This is a genomic window from Streptomyces sp. NPDC014907, from assembly GCF_055562975.1.
In genome coordinates this window covers 1098133-1121504 of the sequence record NZ_JBVHEG010000001.1, presented here as the reverse complement: position 1 = coordinate 1121504, position 23372 = coordinate 1098133, and the positions used below count along the sequence as shown (strand labels likewise).

The window sequence follows — 23372 nt, the reverse complement described above, 5'->3', positions numbered from 1 at the left end:
GTACACGGAGTGGGTCTCGGCCGGGAGGGGGTTCGGTTGCGAATCGGTCACGCGCCCGCCCCCTCCCGGGTGTTCAGAGCGCGCCGATGTTCCGCCAGAGCTGGTTGGCGCCCGAACCGCAGGTGAAGGTCGTGGCCGCGAACGAGCCGGTCGTCAGGCACATGCCGTTGCTCGTGTTCTTGAGGGCCCGGCCGCCGGACGAGGAGGAGGACACCTTCCAGGACTGTGCGCCCGCCCCGTTGCAGGCGGCGGTCGTGACGGCGGTGTTGCCACCGGGCTGGAGGCATCGGCCGGACCTCTTGCTGACCAGTCGGAAGGTGCCGTTCGCGCCGGACACGTAGGTCCAGGAGAACCCGTAGTCGGCACTGCCGTCCTTCGAGCCGCACGCGACCGTGCCGACGCGGTCGCCGAAGCCCTGGTTGTACTCCACCAGGCAGTTCCCGCTGTTCGCGTTCTCCAGGGAGTACGTCCCCGAGGGTGCCGAACCGCCGCCGGTCGCCGGGGGCGGCGCGGGTTTCTGGGTCGTCGGCTGCGGGGCGGGGCGGGTCGTCGTCCCGCCGCCGGAGGGAGCGGTCGGGTTCGGGGCCCCGCCGCCTCCGCCTCCCGCGCCGGAGCCCGAACCCGAGCCCGAACCGGCGGGCAGGGAGCCGCCCCCGCCCCCGCCCCCGGCGGGCGGCGGCGCGGGCGGGAGCGGGGCGCCGGGGGAGGCGCCCGGCGGTGCCGAGGACGCCCCCGTGGACGGCGACTGCGACGCCGTGGGCGTCCCCGTGGAGGGCGTGCCCGTCCCCGGCGACGCCGTCCCGGGCACGGCGGCGGGCTGCGAGGCGACGGCGGACGGCGGCACGGAGGTCTCCGGGGCCGCGCCGAGCCGGCCGATCTCGTACGGGCCGAGGGCCACGGTCAGGGTGGTGCCGGTCGCCACGACGACGGGCACGGCGAACACGGCGAACCGGCCGCGCCGCTTCCGCCGCTCGCCGGGCGCGGTTCCGGTGACGCCCGCCGTGCCGGGGGAGAGGGTCACGGGCGCGTGCGGGCCCCGCGGGGTGAGCGAGGCCGTCGGCACGTCGGGGACGCCCGTGACGGCCGGGTCGGTCCGTTCCAGCTCCGCGAGCTGTTCGGCCGTGGGAGGGCCGGAGGCGAACTCCGCGCGCTCACCGATGCGTTCGGTGACGGCGGCGGGCCACGCGGCCCCTTCCGCCCCCTTCGCGGCGAGGGCGGCCAGTTCGTCGGCGGTCGGCCGGTCCGCCGGGTTCTTCGCGAGGCACTTCCGTACGAGCTCCGCGAGCGCGGGATCGTCCTGCGCGAGGCGTCCGACGTCGGGTTCGGAGTGCACGACCCGGTACAGCAGGCCGGGACCGGAGCCGTCGCCGAACGGCGGCCGGCCGTTCGCCGCGTACAGCAGGAGGCTGCCGAGCCCGAACACGTCCGCCGCGCCCGTCAGCTCCCGGTCCGCGACGGCCTGCTCGGGGGCCATGTAGGCGGGCGTGCCGATGACCATGCCGGTCCTGGTCAGCCGGCTCTGGTCGGCGGCGCGGGCCACGCCGAAGTCGATGAGGGAGAGGCCGTCCCCGGTCAGCATCACGTTGGACGGCTTGAGGTCGCGGTGCACCATGTCGGCGCCGTGCACCACCCGCAGTCCGGCCGCCGCGTCCCGCAGGAGCCGCCACAGGGCCGCGCCGGTCAGCGGGCCGCCGTTGAGCCGGATCGCCTCGTTGAGGGTGATCCCCGGGATGAACTCGGTGGCGAACCACGGCGGTTTCGACGTGCGGTCGCTCGCCAGGAGCCTGGTGTTGGCCCCGGCGGGCAGCCGGGCCAGGTTGTCCAGCTCGTGCCCGAAGTGGCTCAGGAAGTCCGCGTCCTCGGCGAGGACCGGCAGCACCCGCTTCACGGCGGCGAACTTCCCCGGGACGGCGCCGAGGTAGACCCGCCCCATGCCGCCGGACCCGAGCACGCCGAGCAGCCGGAACGCGCCGATCCGCCGTGGGTCCTCCGGTTCCAGCGGCGTCGCCCCGCTGCCGTTCAGGTTGTCGAGTGCCGCGTTCTCTTTCGGTTCCCCCTGCATGGGCGACACAGTATCCGAGCGTGCCCGACAGCTGAACGGCGTTCGTTTTCATGGGGTTTGACCTCAAGGGGCGGTGCGGGCCGGAAGGGGGACCGCACCGCCGTCCCGGACGTCAGGAGAAGAGGTCGTAGGCGGTGGTTCCGTCCGGGTAGAGGCCGGTGTTCCGGCGCGACGTGAAGACGTTGTTCCAGACGCCCCGGCTGCCGTAGAGGTACGTGGACCGGGGGGTGACCGCGAACAGGTCGGCGGTGCCGTACCGGTCGGCGTTGCCGAGGGGCACGAGGTGGGTGTACGCGTTCCAGCCGCCGCCCACCCTGATGCGGGGGCCGAGCGTGCCGTCGCCGAGACCGAGGTACATCCAGAGGACCCCGGAGGCGTCGCGGGCGATGACGTCCCCCGCCGGCGCGCCGGCCGTGTTGCCCATGGCGGCGACCAGGTTGTAGGCGCCCCAGTTGGTGCCGATCCTCCTGCGGTCGCCGAGCGGGGCGTTGACGTTACCGGTGCCGGGGTAGAGCCACAGCGCGCCGGCCTTGTCGACGGCGAGGAGGTCGCTCCTCCCGTCGCCGTTCAGGTCGCTGCCGCCGGTGATCCTGTTGTGGACGCCCCAGTTGGTGCCGATCTTCTTCCGGGACGTGAAGCCGCCGTCGCCCTTGCCCTGGTACAGCCAGAGGCCACCGCTCCTGTCCCGCGCGACGAGGTCGTCCGTGTCGGAGCCGCCGAGGTCGCCCGCCACCGCGATCCGGTCGTACACGTTCCAGCCGCCGCCCACCAGGGAGCGCCCGGCGGGCATCATCTCCTGGTCGGGGAAGCGCGTGTTGTCGCGCCACAGCCGGCCGTCCGTATCCCGCGCCAGGACGTCCGGGGCCCCGTCGCCGTCGAAGTCGTGCCGGGCGGTGACGGGACGGACCACGGTGAGTTGCCCCCGGGCGCTCACGGGATCGCCGATGCCGTTCGCGGGGGTGGCGGTGAACTCCCAGGTGTACGCGCCGGCGGGCGCGTTCCTCGTGTCCAGGAGTCCGTCCCAGCGGTAGGAGACCGTGAACGGGGGCTTCTCCGTGTACGCGCCCTGGAACACGGCGTGCCTGGTCGACCCGCTCGCGGTGTGGCGCAGCGTCAGGCTCGCCCTCACGTTGGTCCGGGCGAGCGTCCAGGAGAACAGCGCGTCGGGGTAGGTGGAGCCGAGGGTGACCGTCTCCGGGACCGACGGCACCGGCGTGCCGAGGCCGGTCGACTCGCCGCTGCCCGCGACGAGGGCGGCGACCGGGGTGCCCCCGGCGTCGAGGGAGACGCGGTACAGGCCCTCGCCGTGCTCCTTCGTGCCGCCGCGCACGAGCAGGCTGCCGTCGGGGGCCACGGCCGAGGACGAGCGGTGGTCGAGCAGCCGCACCGTGGCGGCCGGGTCCCGGAGGGAGCGCGCGGTCAGCGGGACCAGTTCCGGGTACTGGGCGTTCATCAGCCCGCGGGGGTCGGCGGTGAGGGTCCAGTCGCCCAGGATGTCGACCCGCGCCCGGTCGCCGCCGTCCAGCCGGGTGGTCGTGGTCTTCCCGGTGGCCCGGTCGAGGACGTTCAGGTCGACCTTGCCGCTGCCGAGCTCCACCGTCCACGCGACGGAGGTGTCCGACGCGGCGACGCTGGACGCCCATCCGGCGGTGGACCACGACGCGGCGACGGTGCCGGTGGCCAGGTCGACGACCGCCACCATGGGTTCGGTGGTTCCGTGGCCCACCACGAACCGGCCGGGGCCGGCGGGTGTGATCCCGGGCCGTCCCGCGCCCGGCTTCGCGATGCCGGGCACCTTCCGGTCCGTGATTTCTTCGCCCTCCTTGCGGACCAGGTGCAGTCCGTCGCCGGTCCACAGGAGGAGCGTCCCGTCGATGAACCCGGCCGGGGTGTACGAGACTCCCCGGTCGCTCAGGTCGACGGTCACGGGCTCGGCGCCCGAGGCCGTGTCGTAGAGCCGGAAGACGTTCGGGGCGACGGTCACGGCGACGGTGTCCGGGGCGGTGCCGTTGATCGGGGTCCCGGGCAGCTCGGTCGTGGCGCCGGTCTCCAGGTCCGTCCAGAGCGTCTTCTCGCCCTTGGTGAGGAAACCTTTCTTCCCCGCGCTGACGATGTCGCTCCGGACGGGGAAGGCCACCGGGGCCTGCTGCCCCACGGCCGTGGCCGCGCTCGTGGTACCGGCCGCCGTGACGGCGAGTGCCGGGACGGCGGAGAGCGCGCCGGCGGTCAGTGTCAGGACGGTGGTGACCGCGGCGGCCAGCGTGCCGGCTGTGCGAGACATGAGGGCATCCCCCTGTGTGAGTGTTCAGGGGCGCTTCGCGTGCCCCGGTCCAGGAGACCCGTGGACCGCCGGGAGGGTTGTACGGGAACCGGAGCGGGCGCGAAGGGAAAACGGACGGCCGCCGCGGAAGGGCTGCTACGCCCGCTCCGCCAGCGCCGCCAGGACGTGCGGGGCCGCCTCCGCGAGGGTCGGGAAGTGCCGGTGGGCGTCCGGGTGCGGGGCCGGGACGTTGACCGTCCAGACCGTCATCCCCGCGTCGAGGCCCGACCGCACCCCCGAGGGCGCGTCCTCGATCACCAGGCACTCCGCCGGGTCCGCGCCCAGCCTCTCGGCGGCGGTGAGGTACGGGACGGGCGACGGTTTGCCCTCCGCCACCGAGGCCGCGTCCACGATCAGCCCCGGGAGCGGGAGCCCGGTCCGCCCGAACCGGCCCCGCACCCGGTGCTCGTAGTTCGACGTCACCAGGGCCCACCGGTCCGCCGGCAGCGCGGTCAGCAGCCCGGCGGCCCCGTCGAAGGCCGCGTACGTGCCCGTCCGCACGTCCTCGTCCTCCAGGGCGTGCAGGAGGGCGAGGCACGCGGCCGGGTCCTCGGCCGGCACGACCGCCGCGAACGTCTCCACGGGACGGGTGCGCAGCGCGACGGCGTACACCTCGTCCCCGTCGAGCCCGTACCGCGCGGCCCACGCGTGCCAGACGCGGCGCTGGTTGGCGACGGCGTCCATGAGGGTGCCGTCGACGTCGAAGAGGACGAATTTCTTCCTGGTCACACGGTGGAGGCTACGTCCACGAACGCGGCCCAGGCGGCCGGGGCCACCGCGAGCTGGGGGCCGTGCGGGACCTTGGAGTCACGGACGTGGACGGTGGTGGGGTGGGCGGCGACCTCGACGCATTCGCCGCCTTCGCCGCCGCTGTAGCTGGACTTGCGCCACTCGTAGGCGAGTTCGACGCAGTTGCCGCCTTCGCCGCCGCTGTAGCTGCTCTTGAACCAGGCAAGATCTGCGGTGCTCATAGCTCTCCCAGCAATTTTTCGAGGTACTCCAGGGACTCCCCGGGGGTGAGTGCCTGTGCGCGCATGATCCCATACCGCTCGGTGTACATCCGGACCTCTTCGGGGTCGGTGATGAGGCGGGCGTGCTGGTAGCTCTCGATGTACGCGACCTCTCGTCGACCCCTCAGTGTCAGCAGCGTGAATACGCCTTCCAGGGCCGGGTGTTCCTCGCGGTCGGTCGGCATGATCTGGAGGTGGACGTTCCGAAGCTTGGCGACCTCGATGAGGCGCTTGAGCTGCTCCCGGAAGGCGTTTCGGCCCCCCAAGGGGCGGCGCAGTACGTCCTCTTCGATGACGAAGCTCATCGTCGGAGCGGGCTGCTTCTCGAAGATGGCCTGGCGGGCGAGCCGGTCGGCCAGCCGTTTCTCGATGGTCGCCTCGTCGTAGAGCGGGCGGCGGTGCCGGAAGACGGCGTCCGCGTATCCGGGCACCTGGAGGATGCCCGGCATGACCTGAGGTGCGTAGTAGTGCAGCGTCACCGCTTCGGCCTCCGCCCTGGCGTAGCTGCGGAACCAGTCCGGGTGCCGCACCCTGACCCTCGCCAGAGCTTCCCGCACGTCGTCCGCCGCAGCTGCCAGCGCCCCGCCCGCCTTCACCAGCGGGTCCACCCGTACCAGGAAGTCCGGCTGCGGAGTCCGTACCCCCCGTTCCACCGAGGAGATCAGGTCCTCGCTGCAATGCGCCAGGTCGGACAGTTCTGCCTGGCTCAGGCCCGCGTTGCGCCGCAGGACCTTCAGCATCTTCCCCAGCGCCCGGAAAAGGTGCGCCGTACCGTCCGTCTCGGAGGGCCGTTCCGGCCTCTCCTCCTCGTTCCCCGACATCCGTACCGCCTTCTTGGCGTGCCCGTACCGTTACGCAGCGTCGTCGCGTCGCTGCTGGTCAGCGTAGGGCCGGGGCTCCACTCTCGGGGCATGAAGACAGAAACCGCCACCCCGACCGGTGAGTTCGTCCTCCGTCTGTCGGCCACGCGCCGGGGCGCGCGCCTGGCGCGTCTGCTGGGCGTGAACCAGCTCCACGACTGGGGCGTGACCGGCCCCGGAGCCGAGGCCGCCGAGCTGGTCCTCGCCGAACTCGCGAGCAACGCCGTCCTCCACGGCCGGGTTCCCGGGCGGGACTTCGAGGTGCGGATGGAGCGGGGCGACGGCCACGTGCGGATCGAGCTGACCGACGCGCGCGGCGAGCGGCGGCCGTCACCGTCCGCGACGCCCGGCGAGGGCGGCTACGGGCTGCTGCTCGTCGCCGCCCTCGCGACCACGTGGGGCGTGAAGGACCGGGAGGTCGGCAAGACGGTCTGGGCGACCGTCCCGCTGACCTCCCGCTGATTCCTCAGAGGTAGAGGTTCCGGGCGGGATCGTCTCCGGTCATCGAGGACACCGAGACCATCGACCTCGGCCGGAACGGCCGCTTCCAGTCCCCGGTCCCCTTGTAGAGGACGACGTCGGCCGGGTTGCCGCCCGCGCCCGTCGCGTACAGGTCGGGCCGTCCGTCCCGGTCGGCGTCCCCGACGCCGACCAGGTGGCCGTACGAGCCCCAGCCGCCGCCGATCTTCGTGCGGGGCGCGAACGTGCCGTCGCCCTTGCCGAGGTACAGCCAGAGGACGCCGTCCCTGTCGCGGGCGACGAGGTCCCCGGCGGTCCCGCCGCCGATGTTCCCGGTGGCGGTGACCTGGTTGTAGGCGCCCCAGCCGCCGCCGATCCTCTTGCGTGCGCCGAACGGGGCGCTCGCGTTGCCGGTGGCCGGGTAGAGCCACAGCGCGCCCGCGCGGTCGGCGGCCACGAGGTCGGGCCGGCCGTCGCCGGTCAGGTCGGAGCCGCCGGTGAACGTGTCGTACGTTCCCCAGCCGCCGCCGATCCGCGTCCGCCCGCCGAGCGGGGCCCTGCCGTCGCCCGTGCCCCGGTACAGCCACAGGACGCCCGAGCGGTCCCGGGCCACCACGTCGGACACCGCCGAGCCGCCCAGGTTCCCGACCGCCTCGATCCGGTCGTAGACCTGCCAGCCGGAGCCGACGAGCAGACCCGGGTTCTGGTCGAGCTGGTCCCCGTACGAGGAGGGGAACGTGTCGCCGATCCACAGGCGGCCCGCCGTGTCCCGGGCCAGCACGTCCGGGGAGCCGTCGGCGTCGTAGTCGTGGAGGCCGGGCCCGCGGGTCACCGTGAACGAGCCGGAGGTCCGCAGCTCGGGCCCGATGCCGTTGAGCGGCTTCGCCGTGATCTCCCAGGTGTACGGGCCGCCGGACGCGCCCGTCCACAGATCGGGGACTCCGTTCCAGGCGAGCCGGCCCTCCCAGGTGTACGGCACCGCGTGCGGGTCGTACTCGGGCACGTTGAGCGGGAGGACGTCGTCCGACAGGGCCTCGCCCGTCCGGGTGTTGCGGATCTTGACCCGCATCTCGACCTCGGACCGGCTGAGCTGCCAGACCATGGTGAACCGGCCGCCGGTCCTGTCGAGGTCGACGACCTTCGGGATGTTGTGTCCGAGCAGCGTGACCTTGGTCGAGAGGCCGGAGGAGGCGACCCGGGTGACGGCCGGGACGCCGTCCGCGCCGGGGACGATCCGGTAGAGGCCCTCGCCGCCGTCGATCGTGCCACCCTGCACGGCCAGCACCCCGCCGGGGGCCACGGCCGAGAGCGTCATGTCGTCCATGAGCTTCCGGGTCGTGCCGTTCCCCAGGTGGCGCGCGGTCACGGCGTACGCCGGGGACGGGTTGCGCTCCTCGTAGCCGTGGCTCTGCGCGTACACCAGCCAGTCGCCGACCAGGCCGACGGAGTCGGCGCCGGCGGGCAGGGCGATCCGCTGAGTGCCGGTGCCGGTGGCGGGGCTCCGCTCGGTGACGACTGCCGTGGCCGCGCCCCCGGTGCCGAACTCCAGCCGGACGACGTGCTTGCCCGACAGGGCGATCACGGGCTGCCGGTTCGGGTCGCCGGGGAGGAGCGCGGTCTTCGTGAGCGCGGCGGTGGCGAGGTCCACGGTGGCCCAGTGCCGCCGCTCGTCCGCGCCCGTGCCGGTGAGGTACGTGAGCAGGGCGGTGTCGGACGTGCCCTCCTGGACCACCGGGTTCCGCGCGTCCTTCGGCAGGCCGGTCACGGTCCGGTCCGCGAGACCGCCCCCGTCACCCCGGGAGAGGAGGTGCACGTCGTGCCCGCCCGAGGCGTTGGACACCCTGACGAGCACGGTCCGGCCGACGGCCCCGACGTAGCGGCCGTCGCGGCCGGCGACCCCGGACGAGAAGGACAGGAAGTCCTGGTCCGTCGTCATGTCCCGGAGCGTGACGTACCCGTCCGGCGTCACGCACACGGCCACGTCGGAGGCGCGCGCGACGGTGACCAGGTTGTCACCCGACCACGGCTCCCGCCTGCTGCCGTCGGAGTAGCGCGTCCAGACGGCGTGGGGGCCCCGGTCGTCCACGGTCCGGGTCATGAATCCGGTCGTGCCGGCCCCGACGAGATCCGCCCGGCCGGCCGGGTAGGGCACGATCGCCGGGGCGGCGGTGGCGGCCGGGGCGGCGGAAGGAGCCGCGGCGGGTGCGCCGGTCGCCGCCGCCGGGGTCGCCAGGCCGGTGCCGGTGGCGGCGAGGACGGCGACGACGGCCGCGGCGAGACGGCGGCGGGGCGTACGCGTGTGGATCAAAGGGGTTCCTCCCCCGGAAGACGTGGTGCGGCGACGGTCCGCCGTCGCGAGTGGGACGCGGGGGGAGGTCGAATGGTTGTGCGCCGGTGAGACGGGCGTTCCCTGCCCTCGGCGGACCGGTAGACGTACGTGCCGTTCGGCCCGTACGCGATCAGGCCGGGGCGGCCGTCGCCGTCGACGTCGCCGCCCGGCAGGGAACCGGCCGCGACCACCCTCTGCCCGCCGAGCGGACCCCATGCGACGAGCTCGGCCCTCTTGTCGGAGTGGTACTGCCCCACGCCTGGTGCCCGCGCCGACCGGCACCACCGACCCGTCGGCGTACGCGTGCCACTCCAGGACGGCGTTGCCGGGGGCGTCCTCGCGGGAGGTGAGGCAGCTGGCGGAGCCGACGCTGACGACCTCGGCGTCGAGCGGCAGTCCCGGCCCGGCCGGGAGGTCGTACGGAAGCGCGAGGACCGTACGGGGGGGCGGCGGTGGGCGTGTGTCCTCGATGCCCCGAGGAGCACGGCGCCCGGCCGGACCGGGCGGTGGGGAAGCGCTCCGCCGGTCAGGCCTCCCAGGCGCGGGGACGGGCCAGCTCTTCCCATTCGGGGCGGAGCAGCGAGAACACGGCGAGGTCGTGGCGGCGGCCGCGGTGGAGGCAGGCGGAGCGGCTGGTCCCTTCCCGGGTGAAACCCGACTTGGCCAGGACGGCAAGCGCGGGGACGTTGTCGGTGTGCGTTTCCGCCGTGAGCCGGTGCATCGGAAGCTCGCCGAAGGCCAGGTCGACCACGGCGTCCAGGGCCGCGGTGCCGTAGCCGTGCCCACGATGCCGGGCGGCGAGCATCAGCTCGACCTGAGCGGTGCCGTTGGTGATGTTCTGGCCGGTCAGCGCGACGTGGCCGACGGGGATGCCACCGGGCGAGATGATGAGGAAGTCGTCGCGGTCATCGTCTTCGACGTCGCGCTCGACGCGCTCACGCACGGCGGTGAGTGAGCACGGCCAGATGCCGATCTGGTGGGCGGCCACGGGATCGGACCTCCAGCCGTGCATGAGCTCGGCGTCGTCCACGTCGAGCGCTGCGAAGCCGACGGACCCGGCCCTCCAGACGAGTTGCCTTTCGGCCTCCGCGTCATGTTCGTCGTCCGCGATCGACATGTTCTCGGTCATGGGCGGATGCTAGGGGCTTCCCGGGGGAGGGGCCATCGGGTTTCTCCGCTCGGTGACGCGCCGTCATGCCTGGTCAGCCGTTTGCGCGCGGCCCGAACACGTCCGGCCCGTCGGCCGACCCGTCAAGGAGACACGCTCCGGCCCCGCTCCACCACGCCCCGCGCGTACGCGGCCTGTCCCGCGTGCTGGAGGCCGTCCCCGATCACCGACACCAGCCGGACGCCGAGGGTGACCGGCGGGTCCCAGTCCGTGTCCACCACCCGGTCCAGCTCCGCGTCCCCCACCGCGCCGACCAGTGCGGCGGTCCGGTCGCGCACGGCGTCGTGGTAGCCGAGCAGCAGCTCCGCCGGGGCGCGGACCCGCCCCACCTCGGCGCTCGTCTGGCCGTACCCGGTCGCCGCGTCGGGGAACGGGAGGCCGAAACGGGCCGCCCAGCCGTCGGCGGTCCACACCTGTTCCGTACCGAAGGCGTCCGCGAGGTGGTCGTCCTGGACGCGGGTCAGGTGCCAGACGAGCCAGGCGATCGGATTGGCGTCCGGATCGATCCGGACGGCCAGCTCGTCCTCCGTGAGGCCCTCCACGGCCCCGTGGACGGCCTCGCTCACCCGGCCGAACGCGTCGGTCAGCAGGTCGGCGGTGTTCATGGGTCTCCTTCCGGTGCCGCTCACGCGGTGTCGCGGTGCCGTTCGCGCGGTGTCGCGGTGTCGCTCGCGCGGTGTCGCTCACGTGGCGTCGCGGTGCCGCTCACGCGGTGTCGCGGTGCCGCTCGCGCGGTGGGGGCTGCGGCCGGGAGCGCTCCTCCCGCCAGCGTTCCACCACCGCCTCCACGTCGAACGGCCTCAGGTCCAGCGGGGGGCCGGGCGGCGGACGCAGCAGGGCCTCGGCGATCTTCGTGTTGATCTCGCCGAGGAGGCGGCGGACCCGGCCCTCCGAGACGGCCGCGGCCACCGCCGCCTCCGTGTCCTCGGCCTCCTTGCGCAGGGCGAGGGAGGGCGGCAGCACGGACGCGCCCTCGCGGTGCATCTTGCCCTTGATCCACCACAGCTCGTCGTACGGGGCCGAGTCGTCCGGAAGGGGCTTCCCGAAGCCGGGCAGGCTCCGGAACTCGCCCCGTTCCGCGGCCTCGCGGATCTGCCTGTCCACGAACGACTCGAAGCTCACTCCGGGCGGCTTGCGTTCGGTCATGTGTCCAGACTACGTATCCCGCCCGCCCGGAGTGTGGTCGTCGCGGTCTACTGCGCCGCGCGGTCTTCCGGCACCCTGGGGTCCGCCCGACGCACGCCACCCCCCACGTTCCGCCCCTCTCGCCACCGCCTCGCACCGGAGGACGCATGCGTGCACGGATCACCCCGCTCGGCACCCTTCTCGCGCTCGTCGCGGGCCTGCTCACCGCGCTCGTCACCACGACCCCCGCCCAGGCCGCGCCGCTCTTCAAGGCGCCCTTCCCCTGCGGCCAGAAGTGGACCTACAGCCACCACTCGGCCGAGGTCCGCCTGGCGCTCGACTTCGTCCGTTCGGACGGCGGGACGACCGCCGGGACCCCGGTCCTCGCCTCGGCCTCCGGCACCGCCTACCGCTACTCCCAGCCGTCCGGCGCCGGGAACTACATCGTGATCGACCACGGCGGCGGCTGGAAGACGTACTACTTCCACCTCGCCGCCTACGCGGTCGCCCACGGCGCCGGCGTCTCCCAGGGCCAGCAGATCGGCACCACCGGCTCCACCGGCAACAGCTCCGGCGCCCACATCCACTACGAACAGCTCTACAACGGCGTCGGACAGAACGTCGTGATCAACGGCGTCTCCCTCGCGCCCTACCCCGGCTCCTACGGCTCCAAGCACCTGACCAGCGACAACGGCTGCGCGGGCGAGAGCGGGAAGTACTGGGTCGACACCTTCGCCAACGCCACCGGCTACGCGCAGGCGAACACGAACGACCCGCAGGGCGTCCTGAACGCCGGCACGAACTACGTGTACTGCAAGGTCTGGGGCCAGGAGGTCCGCGACGCCTCCGGCAACTACAACCACTGGTGGCTGCGGACCGACCTCGACACCGTGTACGCCGGGAAGAACGGCCGGGGCGCGTACGTCTCCGCCTACTACCTGTCCCGCTGGGGCAACGACGAGGCCCGCGACAACAGCGGAACCGTCATCCCCACCTGCTGACCGCCCCCTTCCGGGAACCCGGAGACCCGGGAACCCGGAGACCCGGGAGACCGGCCCCGGAAAGGGCAGGAGCCCCGCTCGTGCCGCGAGGCACGGAGCGGGGCTCCTTGGGTACTGCTCTAGTCGTAGGCAATCGCCCACCCAGGCACTTAGGCCGGGGTGACGTTCTCCGCCTGCGGGCCCTTCGGGCCCTGCGTGACGTCGAAGGTCACGGTCTGGTTCTCCTCGAGCGAACGGAAGCCGTTCGCGTTGATCGCGGAGTAGTGAACGAAGACATCCGGGCCGCCGCCGTCCTGGGCGATGAAGCCGAAGCCCTTTTCAGCGTTGAACCACTTGACGGTTCCGGTAGCCATAAGCCCTCCTTGGGCCAAAGGGTTGCCCTGCTCCAGAACCTGCAAAGAAGTCTGAAAACTACAAAAGCCTGCGGGTCACATGCTCCGCAGGCTCTGTACTGCAAGGGAAACCAAACTGCAACTTGCGTCGAGCCTAGCACGCAGACCCCACGAGACGGTAGAGGTAAAGATCACGTCACCCATGTGTTTGAACGCCTCCGGACCGCTGACGCGCGTGCCCCGGCGATGTCCACCGTACGAGACGGGTCTAGCCTCGCGATGTGGACAAAGCAACCGACGACCACCAGCGCAGCCGGCCCCGCGTGGGGCACATCCAGTTCCTGAACTGCCTCCCCCTCTACTGGGGCCTGGCGAGGACGGGGACGCTCCTGGACCTGGAGCTCACGAAGGACACCCCCGAGAAGCTCAGCGAACAGCTCGTCCGGGGCGACCTCGACGTCGCCCCCGTCACCCTCGTCGAGTACCTCCGCCACGCGGACGACCTGGTCGCCCTCCCGGACATCGCCGTCGGCTGCGACGGCCCGGTGATGTCCTGCGTGATCGTGTCGCAGCGGCCCCTCGAAGAGCTCGGCGGCGCGCGCGTGGCGCTCGGCTCCACCTCCCGCACCTCCGTGCGCCTCGCCCAGCTCCTCCTTTCCGAGCGGTACGGCGTGGAGCCCGACTACTACACCTGCCCGCCGGACCTCGGCCTGATGATGCGGGAGGCCGAGGCGGCCGTCCTCATCGGCGACGCGGCCCTCCGGGCCTCGCTGCACGACGCGCCCCGGCTCGGCCTCCAGGTCCACGACCTGGGCCTCATGTGGAAGGAGTGGACGGGCCTCCCGTTCGTCTTCGCCGTGTGGGCGGCGCGCAAGGACTACCTGGCGCGCGAACCGGAGACCGTCCACGAGGTCCACCAGGCGTTCCTCGCCTCGCGCGACCTCTCCCTCGAAGAGGTCACCAAGGTCGCCGAGCAGGCCGCCCGCTGGGAGGACTTCGACGCGGCGCTCCTGGAGAAGTACTTCCGCACCCTCGACTTCCGCTTCGGGCCCGACCAGCTCGCGGGCGTCCGCGAGTTCGCCCGCCGGACCGGCCCCACGACCGGCTTCCCGGCGGACGTCACCGTCGAGCTGCTGCCGCCCGCCGCACGCCCGGCTCCGTAGCCGGGCCCGCGGCCGGGTCCGCCACGGGGCCCTGGAGCCACCGGCTGACCCACTCCAGGGTCCCGGCGCCCAGGCCCGCCAGATAGCTCCGGGCGTTGTGCCCGCCGCCCGGGATGACCTGGAGGCGGCTCTTCACCGGCCCCCCGGTGTGCTCCCGGACGAACCGGCGCACCACCGGGCCGATCCCGGTCTCCCGCGAACCGAGCTGGAACGCCAGGTACACGGCGTTCCCCGGCGTGTCCGGGCGGCGGGCCAGGGCCGCGGCGAGCCGCCCGGGGTCGTTCGCCCGCCGCTCGGCCTCGTGCCCCCGCCACAGCGGCGAGTCCGGTACGACGTCGGGTCCGGAGGCGATGGCGGCCTTGAACCGGTCCGGGTGCCGGAGGACGGACTTCAGCCCGACGAACCCCCCGGACGAGGACCCCATGAACGCCCATCCGTCCCGCGAGGCGAACGTCCGGAAATTCGCGCGGACGAAATCCGGTATGTCCTCGGTGATCCAGGTGCCCATGCGCGGCCGGCCCGGAATGTCACTGCCGTCGTAGTAGTAACGGGCGTCCGGGTTGAGAACGGGCATCACGACGACGAACGGCAGGCTTTTCCCCTCGCGGGACCACCGGGAGATGCTCGACTGGAGCCCGATTCCGGGTGACCTCCAGTAATTCGCCGGATATCCGTGCCCGCCCGGCAGGGCCACGAGAACGGGGAAGCCGCTGTGGGCGTACCTCGGTTCGAAATACTGCGGCGGCGCCCACACCCACACCCTGCCCGTGAAACCCGACTTCCGGCCGGTCAGCGTCGTGACGCCGATCCTGGTGCCGTCGCCCACCGTCCCCGCGACCGTGAACACCGCCCTCGGCCCGGTCGGGTAGACCGTCACGGGCCGTCCGGGCGCCGTTCCCGCGGCGGTCGCCGGACCGGTCGCGGGCCCGCCGAAGAAGAGCGGCACCTCCCCGTCGGTCTCGCCGCCGCCGGCGAGGGCGAGCACCGCGGCGAGCACGGGGACGAGCACGGCGGCGACGGGGGGAAACCTCCGGGACGGACGTGTCACGGCGCGACTCCGGTTCCTTCGGGACGGGGGGGCGGGGGACGGGGCGGTACGGGGGGGCGGTACGGGGCGGTGCGGGGACGGGAACGGCGGGGGCGATAGGGACGGTAGGGGCAGGGAGGCCCCGAGGGGGGCGAATCGGCCCGTTCCGAGCCGAAAGAGGGGGCGTGTCCGGCACGGCCACCCGTCCGCCACGGCCACCGCCCCGTCACGCGGAGGGCGGACGGAGGGCAGACGGAGGGCGCGCGGAGGGCACGCGGCGGGCGCGAGGGCGGCGCCCGGACGCCCCCGTCCCTCCCCGCACCACCCTGCGGAAGCCGCCGGAACCCCTGGCGTACGCTGGTTCGGTCCGTCAAATCCTCCGAAAGGGACGCGTCCGGTGACCGAGAAGGCCGAACTCCAGTCCGTTCTCGACCGCGCAGCCGAAGGCGGCCGGATCACCCCCGAGGAGGCGCTCGACCTCTACCGCTCGGCGCCCCTGCACGCCCTCGGCGCCGCCGCCGACGCCGTGCGCCGCCGCCGGTACGCGGGGACCGAGCACATCGCGACGTACATCATCGAGCGGAACATCAACTACACGAACGTCTGCGTGACGGCGTGCAAGTTCTGCGCCTTCTACGCCGCGCCGAAGGACACCAAGAAGGGCTGGACCCGGGACCTCGACGACATCCTGCGCCGGTGCGCGGAGACCGTGGAGCTGGGCGGCACCCAGATCATGTTCCAGGGCGGCCACCACCCGGACTACGGCGTCGAGTACTACGAGAAGCACTTCGCCGCCATCAAGGCCGCGTTCCCGCAGCTGGTGATCCACTCCCTCGGCGCCTCCGAGATCGAGCACATGGCCCGCATCTCCGGCGTCCCCGTCGAGGAGGCGATCGGCCGCATCCACGCCGCCGGCCTCGACTCCTTCGCCGGCGCCGGCGCCGAACTGCTGCCCGCCCGGCCGCGCAAGGCCATCGCCCCGCTCAAGGAGAGCGGCGAGCGCTGGCTGGAGATCATGGAGATCGCCCACGGCCTCGGCGTGGAGTCCACCTCCACCATGCTCATGGGCACCGGCGAGACCAACGCCGAGCGGATCGAGCACCTGCGGATGATCCGTGACACGCAGGACCGGACGGGCGGCTTCCGGGCCTTCATCCCGTACACGTACCAGCCCGAGAACAACCACCTCAAGGGACGCACGCAGGCCACGCTCTTCGAGTACCTGCGGATGATCGCGATCGCCCGGATCTTCCTCGACAACGTCGCCCACATCCAGGGCTCCTGGCTGACCACCGGCAAGGAGGTCGGCCAGCTCTCCCTGCACTACGGCGCCGACGACCTCGGCTCGATCATGCTGGAGGAGAACGTGGTCTCCTCCGCCGGGGCGAAGCACCGCTCCAACCGCCTGGAGATCATCGACCTGATCCGCAAGGCGGGCCGCGTCCCGGCGCAGCGCTCCACCACGTACGAGCACCTGGTCGTCCACGACGACCCGGCGAACGACCCGGTGGACGAGCGCGTCGCCTCCCACATCTCCTCGATCGCGATCGAGGGCGGCACGGCCCACCCGGAGCTGAAGCTCCTCGACGCCAACTGACGCGCGTGCAGACGATCCACGTCGCCGAGGCGTCGCCCGAGACCGCCGTCCTGGTCGACGGCGCCCTCGTCGCCGCCGTCGGCCCGTACGAGGACCTGGCCGCCGTCCGCCCCGAGGCACGGGTGCGGCGGTGGCCCGGCATCCTCACCCCCGGGCTCCTCAACCCGTTCGCGCCCGAACTCCTGGAGGGCATGTACCACCCGGACCCCCGGGAGGCCGAGGGGTTCGGCACCGAGCCGATCACCGGGGAACGGGCGCAGCGGATCTTCCGGGCCGACCCCTCCCGGCGCGGAGCCTCCGCGCGCCGGGGCGTGCAGCGGCTCCTCGCCCACGGGACGGTCGCCGTCGCGGGCGAACTGCGCGGCCGGGCCGCCGCGGACGCCGTGCGCCGGGCCGGCCTGGCCGTCGGCCGCCGTCCGGAGCGGCTTCCCGGACCGCCGTCCTTCTCCCCGGTGCCGCTGGTGCTCCTGCCCGCCCCGGTGCCGGGCGGCCCCGCCCGCTTCGCCGTCTTCGACGTCCCCGACCGGGCGGCCCTGGTCCGCCTCGGCGCCTCGACCTGCGTCGCCACCGTCCTGGGCGGCCGGCTGGTCCACCGGTCCCGCTGAACGCGCCCCGGCGGACCGCCCGTGCGCGCCCCGCCGGCCGGTCCGGTGCGTGCCCTGTCGACCGGTCTCGTGCGCACTCCGCCCACCGCTCCCGTGCGCACTCCGCCGGCCGGTCCCGTGCCCGTCCCGCTGGCCGGTCCCGTGCGTGCCCTGCCGGTCGGGGCGGCGGGCGCCCTGAGACAATGGGACCGCCCGCCCGTCTCCGATTCTGCGAGGCCGAACGCCCGTGACCCGCGCCACCCTGGACAAGCAGCCGCACGAAGTCGCCACCATGTTCGACGGCGTGGCGGCCAACTACGACCTCACCAACGACGTGCTCTCCCTCGGCCAGGACCGGCGCTGGCGCAAGGAGGTCGCCAAGGCGGTCGACGCCCGCCCGGCGCAGAAGGTCCTCGACCTCGCCGCGGGCACGGCCACCTCCTCGCAGCCCTTCGCCCGCGCGGGGGCGTACGTCGTCCCCTGCGACTTCTCCCTCGGAATGCTGCGGGTCGGCAAGCAGCGCCACCCGTGGATGCCGTTCACGGCGGGCGACGGCACGAGGCTGCCCTTCCGCGACGACGTGTTCGACGCCGTCACCATCTCCTTCGGGCTGCGCAACATCCAGGACACCGAGCGGGCGCTCCGCGAGCTGTACCGGGTGACGAAGCCCGGCGGCCGCGTCGTCATCTGCGAGTTCTCCCACCCCACCTGGGCGCCGTTCCGCACGGTGTACGAGGAGTACCTGATGCGCGCGCTGCCGCCGGTGGCCCGTGCCGTCTCCTCCAACCCCGACGCGTACGTGTACCTCGCCGAGTCCATCCAGTCCTGGCCGGACCAGCCCACCCTGGCGGGCCTGCTCCGGAAGGCCGGCTGGTCGAGGACGGCCTGGCGGAACCTGTCGGGCGGCATCGTCGCCCTCCACCGGGGCTTCAAGGCGTGACCCCCGCGCGGCGGTTCCGGGCGCGCCACCCGCGCCACGGCCCCGCGGCGCCCCCGGGCCGGCTCCGGGACGCACCCCCCCCGTGCCCCGCCCGCCCCTAGACTTCCCCCACCCTTCCCTCGACCCCTTAGGGAGACCCGCCGTGACCGAGCAGCAGCCCCTCTCCGAGCACAGCGCGGACGTGATCGTCGTCGGGGCGGGCCCGGCCGGCTCGACCACCGCGTACTACCTCGCCAAAGCGGGCCTGGACGTCCTCCTCCTGGAGAAGACCGCGTTCCCGCGCGAGAAGGTCTGCGGCGACGGCCTCACCCCCCGCGCCACCAAGCAGCTCGTCGCCATGGGCATCGACATCTCCGAAGAGGCCGGCTGGCTGCGGAACAGGGGCCTGCGGATCATCGGCGGCGGCGTCCGCCTGGAGCTGGACTGGCCGGAGCTCGCCTCGTACCCGGACTACGGGCTCGTCCGCAAGCGCGACGACTTCGACGAGCAGCTCGCCCGCCAGGCGCAGAAGGCGGGCGCCCGGCTGTACGAGCGCTGCAACGTCGGCGCCCCGGTCGTCGACGACCGCACGGGCCGCATCACCGGCGTCCACGCCAAGCTGGGCGAGGAGAAGCGCGAGGTCACCTTCCACGCCCCGCTGGTCGTCGCCGCCGACGGCAACTCCAGCCGGATCTCCCTCGGCATGGGCCTGCACCGGCGCGAGGACCGGCCGATGGGCGTCGCCGTCCGCACGTACTTCACGTCCCCCCGGCACGACGACGACTACCTGGAGTCCTGGCTGGAGCTGTGGGACCGGCGCGGTCCGCAGGACCGCCTCCTGCCCGGCTACGGCTGGATCTTCCCCATGGGCGACGGCACGTCCAACGTGGGCCTCGGCATCCTCAACTCCTCCAAGGCCTTCCGCGAGCTGGACTGGCGCGAGGTCCTCAAGGCCTGGTGCGCCTCCATGCCGGAGGACTGGGGCTACACCCCGGAGAACATGACGCAGCCGATCCGGGGCGCCGCCCTGCCGATGGCCTTCAACCGGCAGCCCCACTACACCAAGGGCCTGCTGCTCGTCGGCGACGCGGGCGGCCTGGTCAACCCGTTCAACGGCGAGGGCATCGCGTACGCCATGGAGTCGGGCCAGATCGCGGCGGACGTCATCGTCCAGGCCCACGCCCGCGCCACCCCGGCCCAGCGCGAACTGGCCCTGCGGAACTACCCGCAGGTCCTCAAGGACACCTACGGCGGCTACTACACGCTGGGCCGCGCCTTCGTGAAGCTCATCGGCAACCCGAAGGTCATGAAGATCGCGACCCAGCGCGGCCTCACCCACCCGCTCCTGATGAAGTTCACCCTGAAGATGCTGGCCAACCTCACCGACCCGACGGGCGGCGACGCGATGGACCGCGTCATCAACGGACTGTCGAAGGTGGCGCCCAAGGCCTGACCCCCGGCCCGGGGACCCGCCCGGCCGGGCGCGCCGGACCGCCGCACGGCCCATGGCGGTCCCGGACCGGGGACGGCCGGCGGGGTCGCGGCCGGAAGCGGACGCGACCCGGTCGCGGCCGGCCGCCGCGGATGCGGCAGCATGGGGCGCGCGGCCGGTCGTCGGGGGGAGTGTCGCGATGTCTCTGTTCTCCTTCGCCCGGGGGCGGCGCACCACCACGGCCACGAGGGGTCCGGGCGGCGGGCGGCTGCCGTGGACGGCGGTCACCGCGGGGATCGTGGCCATGACGGTCTCGTACGCGGGGCCGCTCGCGCTCGTCCTGGCCGCCGCGAGCGCCGCCGGACTGAGCGCCGCGCAGAGCGCGTCATGGATCTGGGCGGTGTCCGTCGGGGCGGGAGTGACCTGCGTCGGGCTGAGCTGGTGGAGCCGGACCCCGGTCGTCACGGCGTTCTCGACGCCGGGCGCGGCCATCCTGGTCACGGCGCTGCCGCAGCACGGGTACGCGGAGGCGGTCGGCGCCTTCCTCGCGGCGGGCGTCGCGGCCACGGCCCTGACGGCGACCGGGGTGTTCGCCCGGCTGCTGGCCCGCGTGCCGGAAGGCGTCGTCTCGGCGATGCTCGCCGGAATCCTCTTCTCGTTCGGGACCGGGATCTTCACCTCGGTCCGCTCCGCGCCGCTGCTCGCGGGCGGGATGCTGCTCGGCTACCTGCTGGCGCGGCGCTTCCTCCCGGCGTACGCGGTGGTGTGCGCGCTCGCCGCCGGTCTCGTCCTCGCCGGGGCGACCGGCGGGCTCCACCTCGCCGTGCCGGGCTCCGGACTCGCCCTGCCGCACCTGACCGTGCCGGAGTTCTCGGCCGGGGCGCTCGTCGGCATCGGCGTGCCGCTGCTCGTGGCGACGCTCGCCGGGCAGTACGCGCCGGGCATGGCGGTGCTGCGGGCGGACGGCTACGCGCCCGACGAGCGGGTGGTGTGCGGGACGACGGGCGCGGTGTCGGTGCTGCTCGCGCCGTTCGGCTCGCACGCGGTCAACCCGGCGGCCATCACGGCCGCCATCTGCACGGGCCCGGACGCGCACCCGGACCCGGCCCGGCGCTGGGTCGCCGGGGTGAGCTGCGGCATCGGCTACCTGGTGGTCGGCTGCTTCGGCTCGACGCTGGTGGCGCTCTTCACCGGCCTGCCCGGCGCGCTCGTCGCGACGCTGGCGGGGGTGGCGCTGCTGGGCGCCCTGTCGGGGAGCCTGGTGCGGACGGTCGCCGGGGAACGGGGCCGCGAGGCCGCCGTGGTGACCTTCCTCGCGACCGCGTCGGGGGTGACGGTCGGCGGGGTCGGCTCGCCCTTCTGGGGACTGCTCGCCGGTCTCCTCACCTACGCCCTGGTCGAGGCCCGGCGGACCGGCGGCGGGCCGGCCGTCCCGCCGGGCGGGGACCGCGCCCCGGAACCGGCCGGTGGCGCGGAACCGGCCGGTGGCGCCGGGCACGGAGGCGAGGCCGCCGACCACGCGACGCACCGCCCGTCCTGAGGCCCCCGCCGTCCTGAGGCCCCCGCCGTCCTGAGGCCCTGCCCTGCGGTCGGCCCCTGCCCGGCGGACGGTCCGCCCGTCCTGAGGCTCCCGCCCTGCGGTCGGCCCCTGCCCGGCGGTCGGCCCCCGCCCGTCCTGAGGCTCCCGCCCTGCGGTCGGCCCCTGCCCGGCGGTCGACGCCCGCCTGCCCTGAGGCCCTGCCCGGCGGACAGCCCTCGCCTGGCGGTCGCCCTCTGCCCGGCGGTCGGTGCCTGCCCGGCGGAGCGTCCCCGGCGCCGGTCGGCCTCCGGCCTCCGGTCGGCCCGGCGCCGGTCGGCCTCCGGCCTCCGGTCGGCCCCCGGTCGCCGGACGGCCGTCCCGCCGCCCGGCCCTTCCGCGCGGAGCCGCGCCCGTCCACCCGCTCCCGTCCGTCCGCCCGTCCCCGCCGGTCCGCCCGCCCGCCGGTCCTGCCTCCCCCCGCCCACGGCGAAGGGCCGTCACTCCCCCGAGGAGTGACGGCCCTTCGCCGCGGAACGGGAACGCTCAGAGGATGCGCACGGCGCCCGACGGCGGGTCCCAGTCGAGCGAGCGCTCGACCACGCCGGTGGACGAGTTCTGCGCGCCGACGTACTTGCCGCCGCCCACGTAGACGGCGACGTGGTACGAGCCGCTGCGGCTGCCCCAGTACAGGATGTCGCCCGGCTGGAGGTTGCCCAGGGAGACGGAGGTGCCCATGCTCGACTGCTCGTACGAGATGCGCGGCAGGTCGATGTTGGCCTGGCGGTAGGCCGCCTGGACGAGGCCGGAGCAGTCCCACGAGTTGGGGCCCGTGCCGCCGGTGACGTAGGAGTCGCCGATCTGCGCGCGGGCGAAGGCCACGATCGCGGCGGCGGAGCCGGTGGGGGCCTGGGCGCGCTCCTCGCCGCCGGAGGTGCTGGAGCCGCCGTCGGAGGACGACGACGAGCCGCCGTCGTCCGACGCGGTCGTGGTGACGGTGGCGAGCTGGGCGCGCGCGCGGCTGCGGGAGGCGCGCTCCGCGGCCTCCTCGGCGGCCTTGCGCTCCTGCTCGGCCTTGAGGCGGGCCTTCTCGGCGCGCTCGGCCGCGGCCTTGCGGTCCGCCTCGGCCTTGGCCTTCGCGGCCTCCTTGGAGGCGTTCAGGAGGGCCGCGTCCTCCATGCTGCGGAGGTTCTGGTCGAGCGCTTCCTGCTGGGACGCCTCGGCGGAGGCGGCGACCGCGCTCGCGAGGTCGGTACCGGCGCCGAGCGAGCCCAGGGTGGGCATCTCGATGGTCTCGGTCACCGGGTCGGCACTCGCCGGCCCGGCGGCACCGGCCACCGCGATGGTGCCGAGGACGCCACCGGCGACTCCGGCCCGGAGCGCGAGCTTCGAGGCGCTGCGGCGGGGTTTCCGGTGGCTGGGTATGTGAGCGGAGTGGGACATGGGAACAACCGCTATCAGGGCATCGAGGTTCCCTTCAAGAAACGTGGAGTGCGCCACAGTTGCGTCCGGAGCCTGTGAATCCGCTTCCTGCGCAGCCTTATTGACGCCGTAACGGGCAAAACGGGCACGAGCCATCTGGGCCTTGATCAAGGGTTTTCAATGAAAAGCCCGAATTGCCCGACGCTTACCACCTCTTGACGAGGTTGGCCAAGCCCTCTTCTTTCGGGGCGTCAGCCCCGTGACGCACGTCACAGTCGCGCTCGTGAAAACGCGCACGCGTCCACCTCCGTACGCGCGACCCCCCGACCGGACTACGGGCGGGCCCTTTACCACCCTCGCGAGTCCAGGGCCAATTTGCTTGTAACCGTCATCCCTTGATAGTGCGCACCCCCTCCGATCAGCGGTTTCCGGTCCGGTTGTCACATCTGGTGATCACCTGGGCGCTTCGCGCGACAAGATCACCGCTCATCCGGCTTCATGATCCTTCGTCAGGTGGTGGAGATCACAAACCCACTGTCGTACCCCGTGTCGCAGATCACAGAGGGGCAGGCATAAGATGCGGGGCAGCCGGGCTTGTGAACTGCCTCACATGGGGGCGATCTTTCACGGGCCGGTGGTGCGGTCCAACGGTCAAGGACGACTGGAAGGAGCGAGGAGCGTGAATGCGTACGCGCCCGTCCTCGTGCTCGGCGCCCTGGGTGCGGGGTTTGCGATCTTCTCCGTGGTCATGGCCACGCTTATCGGTCCAAAGCGGTACAACAGGGCGAAACTTGAGGCGTACGAGTGCGGCATCGAGCCGACACCCACGCCCGCCGGGGGCGGCCGCTTCCCGATCAAGTACTACCTGACGGCGATGCTCTTCATCGTCTTCGACATCGAAATCGTCTTCCTCTACCCCTGGGCCGTCACCTTCGACGCCCTGGGGCTTTTCGGGCTCGTGGAGATGCTGCTCTTCGTGCTCACCGTCTTCGTCGCCTACGCCTACGTGTGGCGGCGCGGCGGCCTGGAATGGGACTGAGGGGCTG

21 protein-coding genes are annotated in these 23372 nt (G+C 73.4%); 9 read left to right on the top strand and 12 right to left on the bottom strand.

Features of this window, described 5'->3' with window-relative positions; all coding sequences use genetic code 11:
* Nucleotides 1-73: 73 nt before the first annotated feature.
* From ACZ3IL_RS05110 to ACZ3IL_RS05090, 5 genes are all read right to left on the bottom strand, one after another.
* A complete protein-coding gene (locus ACZ3IL_RS05110) occupies nucleotides 74-2062 on the bottom strand; it encodes a protein kinase domain-containing protein (protein ID WP_467386631.1) in 1989 nt (662 codons plus the stop codon).
* Nucleotides 2063-2174: 112 nt separating this feature from the next.
* Complete coding sequence (locus tag ACZ3IL_RS05105) at nucleotides 2175-4343, bottom strand: FG-GAP repeat domain-containing protein (protein ID WP_467386629.1); 2169 nt, start codon at nucleotides 4341-4343, stop codon at nucleotides 2175-2177.
* 135 nt (nucleotides 4344-4478) lie between these two features.
* Complete coding sequence (locus tag ACZ3IL_RS05100) at nucleotides 4479-5111, bottom strand: HAD family hydrolase (protein WP_467386627.1); 633 nt, start codon at nucleotides 5109-5111, stop codon at nucleotides 4479-4481.
* Nucleotides 5108-5353, bottom strand: a complete 246-nt coding sequence (locus ACZ3IL_RS05095; RefSeq protein WP_467386625.1) for a DUF397 domain-containing protein — start codon at nucleotides 5351-5353, stop codon at nucleotides 5108-5110. Before ACZ3IL_RS05095 ends, ACZ3IL_RS05100 begins: the two co-directional genes overlap by 4 nt.
* On the bottom strand, nucleotides 5350-6213 hold the full coding sequence (locus ACZ3IL_RS05090) for a helix-turn-helix domain-containing protein (protein ID WP_467386623.1): 864 nt from the start codon (nucleotides 6211-6213) through the stop codon (nucleotides 5350-5352). The genes ACZ3IL_RS05095 and ACZ3IL_RS05090 overlap by 4 nt, the downstream gene beginning before the upstream one ends.
* A gap of 90 nt (nucleotides 6214-6303) precedes the next feature.
* Here ACZ3IL_RS05090 and ACZ3IL_RS05085 point away from each other — a divergent pair, with 90 nt between their 5' ends.
* Entirely contained in the window at nucleotides 6304-6714 is a 411-nt protein-coding gene (locus ACZ3IL_RS05085; protein ID WP_467386621.1) for an ATP-binding protein, read from the top strand.
* A 4-nt stretch (nucleotides 6715-6718) separates the two neighbouring features.
* On the opposite strand, the gene ACZ3IL_RS05080 is transcribed toward ACZ3IL_RS05085, so the two are convergent.
* The 4 genes from ACZ3IL_RS05080 to ACZ3IL_RS05065 all read right to left on the bottom strand — a co-directional run bounded on the left by ACZ3IL_RS05080 (nucleotide 6719) and on the right by ACZ3IL_RS05065 (nucleotide 11354).
* Nucleotides 6719-9019, bottom strand: coding sequence for an FG-GAP repeat domain-containing protein (locus ACZ3IL_RS05080; protein ID WP_467386619.1), 2301 nt, complete (start codon nucleotides 9017-9019; stop codon nucleotides 6719-6721).
* 547 nt (nucleotides 9020-9566) lie between these two features.
* On the bottom strand, nucleotides 9567-10169 hold the full coding sequence (locus tag ACZ3IL_RS05075) for a GNAT family N-acetyltransferase (RefSeq protein WP_467386617.1): 603 nt from the start codon (nucleotides 10167-10169) through the stop codon (nucleotides 9567-9569).
* 122 nt (nucleotides 10170-10291) lie between these two features.
* Complete coding sequence (locus ACZ3IL_RS05070) at nucleotides 10292-10813, bottom strand: mycothiol transferase (RefSeq protein ID WP_467386615.1); 522 nt, start codon at nucleotides 10811-10813, stop codon at nucleotides 10292-10294.
* Nucleotides 10814-10913: 100 nt separating this feature from the next.
* Nucleotides 10914-11354 (bottom strand): DnaJ family domain-containing protein, encoded by a 441-nt coding sequence (locus tag ACZ3IL_RS05065; RefSeq protein WP_467386613.1) that lies wholly within the window; start codon nucleotides 11352-11354, stop codon nucleotides 10914-10916.
* Nucleotides 11355-11500: 146 nt separating this feature from the next.
* Here ACZ3IL_RS05065 and ACZ3IL_RS05060 point away from each other — a divergent pair, with 146 nt between their 5' ends.
* Nucleotides 11501-12334, top strand: coding sequence for a M23 family metallopeptidase (locus tag ACZ3IL_RS05060; protein ID WP_467386611.1), 834 nt, complete (start codon nucleotides 11501-11503; stop codon nucleotides 12332-12334).
* 149 nt (nucleotides 12335-12483) lie between these two features.
* Here the strand turns inward: ACZ3IL_RS05060 and ACZ3IL_RS05055 are convergent, their stop codons facing one another.
* A complete protein-coding gene (locus tag ACZ3IL_RS05055; protein WP_388688281.1) occupies nucleotides 12484-12687 on the bottom strand; it encodes a cold-shock protein in 204 nt (67 codons plus the stop codon).
* A gap of 260 nt (nucleotides 12688-12947) precedes the next feature.
* Here ACZ3IL_RS05055 and ACZ3IL_RS05050 point away from each other — a divergent pair, with 260 nt between their 5' ends.
* Nucleotides 12948-13829 carry a menaquinone biosynthetic enzyme MqnA/MqnD family protein gene (locus tag ACZ3IL_RS05050; protein ID WP_467386608.1) on the top strand — a complete coding sequence of 294 codons (882 nt, stop codon included), beginning with the start codon at nucleotides 12948-12950 and terminating at the stop codon, nucleotides 13827-13829.
* Here ACZ3IL_RS05050 and ACZ3IL_RS05045 read toward each other — a convergent pair.
* Nucleotides 13786-14877: an alpha/beta hydrolase gene (locus tag ACZ3IL_RS05045; RefSeq protein ID WP_467386606.1), complete on the bottom strand. Its 1092-nt coding sequence runs from the start codon at nucleotides 14875-14877 to the stop codon at nucleotides 13786-13788. The two genes, ACZ3IL_RS05050 and ACZ3IL_RS05045, sit on opposite strands and share 44 nt — an antisense overlap.
* Nucleotides 14878-15253: 376 nt before the next feature.
* Between ACZ3IL_RS05045 and mqnC the strand changes: the two genes are divergently transcribed.
* From mqnC to ACZ3IL_RS05020, 5 genes are all read left to right on the top strand, one after another.
* Nucleotides 15254-16453: a cyclic dehypoxanthinyl futalosine synthase gene (mqnC, locus tag ACZ3IL_RS05040; protein ID WP_467386604.1), complete on the top strand. Its 1200-nt coding sequence runs from the start codon at nucleotides 15254-15256 to the stop codon at nucleotides 16451-16453.
* Nucleotides 16454-16458: 5 nt separating this feature from the next.
* Nucleotides 16459-17058 (top strand): hypothetical protein, encoded by a 600-nt coding sequence (locus ACZ3IL_RS05035; protein WP_467386602.1) that lies wholly within the window; start codon nucleotides 16459-16461, stop codon nucleotides 17056-17058.
* 226 nt (nucleotides 17059-17284) lie between these two features.
* Nucleotides 17285-17977, top strand: a complete 693-nt coding sequence (locus tag ACZ3IL_RS05030; RefSeq protein WP_467386600.1) for a demethylmenaquinone methyltransferase — start codon at nucleotides 17285-17287, stop codon at nucleotides 17975-17977.
* A 142-nt stretch (nucleotides 17978-18119) separates the two neighbouring features.
* Nucleotides 18120-19409 carry a geranylgeranyl reductase family protein gene (locus ACZ3IL_RS05025; protein WP_467386598.1) on the top strand — a complete coding sequence of 430 codons (1290 nt, stop codon included), beginning with the start codon at nucleotides 18120-18122 and terminating at the stop codon, nucleotides 19407-19409.
* 178 nt (nucleotides 19410-19587) lie between these two features.
* Nucleotides 19588-20928, top strand: coding sequence for a benzoate/H(+) symporter BenE family transporter (locus tag ACZ3IL_RS05020; RefSeq protein ID WP_467386596.1), 1341 nt, complete (start codon nucleotides 19588-19590; stop codon nucleotides 20926-20928).
* Nucleotides 20929-21450: 522 nt separating this feature from the next.
* Here the strand turns inward: ACZ3IL_RS05020 and ACZ3IL_RS05015 are convergent.
* Entirely contained in the window at nucleotides 21451-22347 is an 897-nt protein-coding gene (locus ACZ3IL_RS05015; RefSeq protein ID WP_467386594.1) for a C40 family peptidase, read from the bottom strand.
* A gap of 658 nt (nucleotides 22348-23005) precedes the next feature.
* Here ACZ3IL_RS05015 and ACZ3IL_RS05010 point away from each other — a divergent pair.
* Complete coding sequence (locus ACZ3IL_RS05010) at nucleotides 23006-23365, top strand: NADH-quinone oxidoreductase subunit A (protein ID WP_019888619.1); 360 nt, start codon at nucleotides 23006-23008, stop codon at nucleotides 23363-23365.
* Nucleotides 23366-23372: the final 7 nt, after the last annotated feature.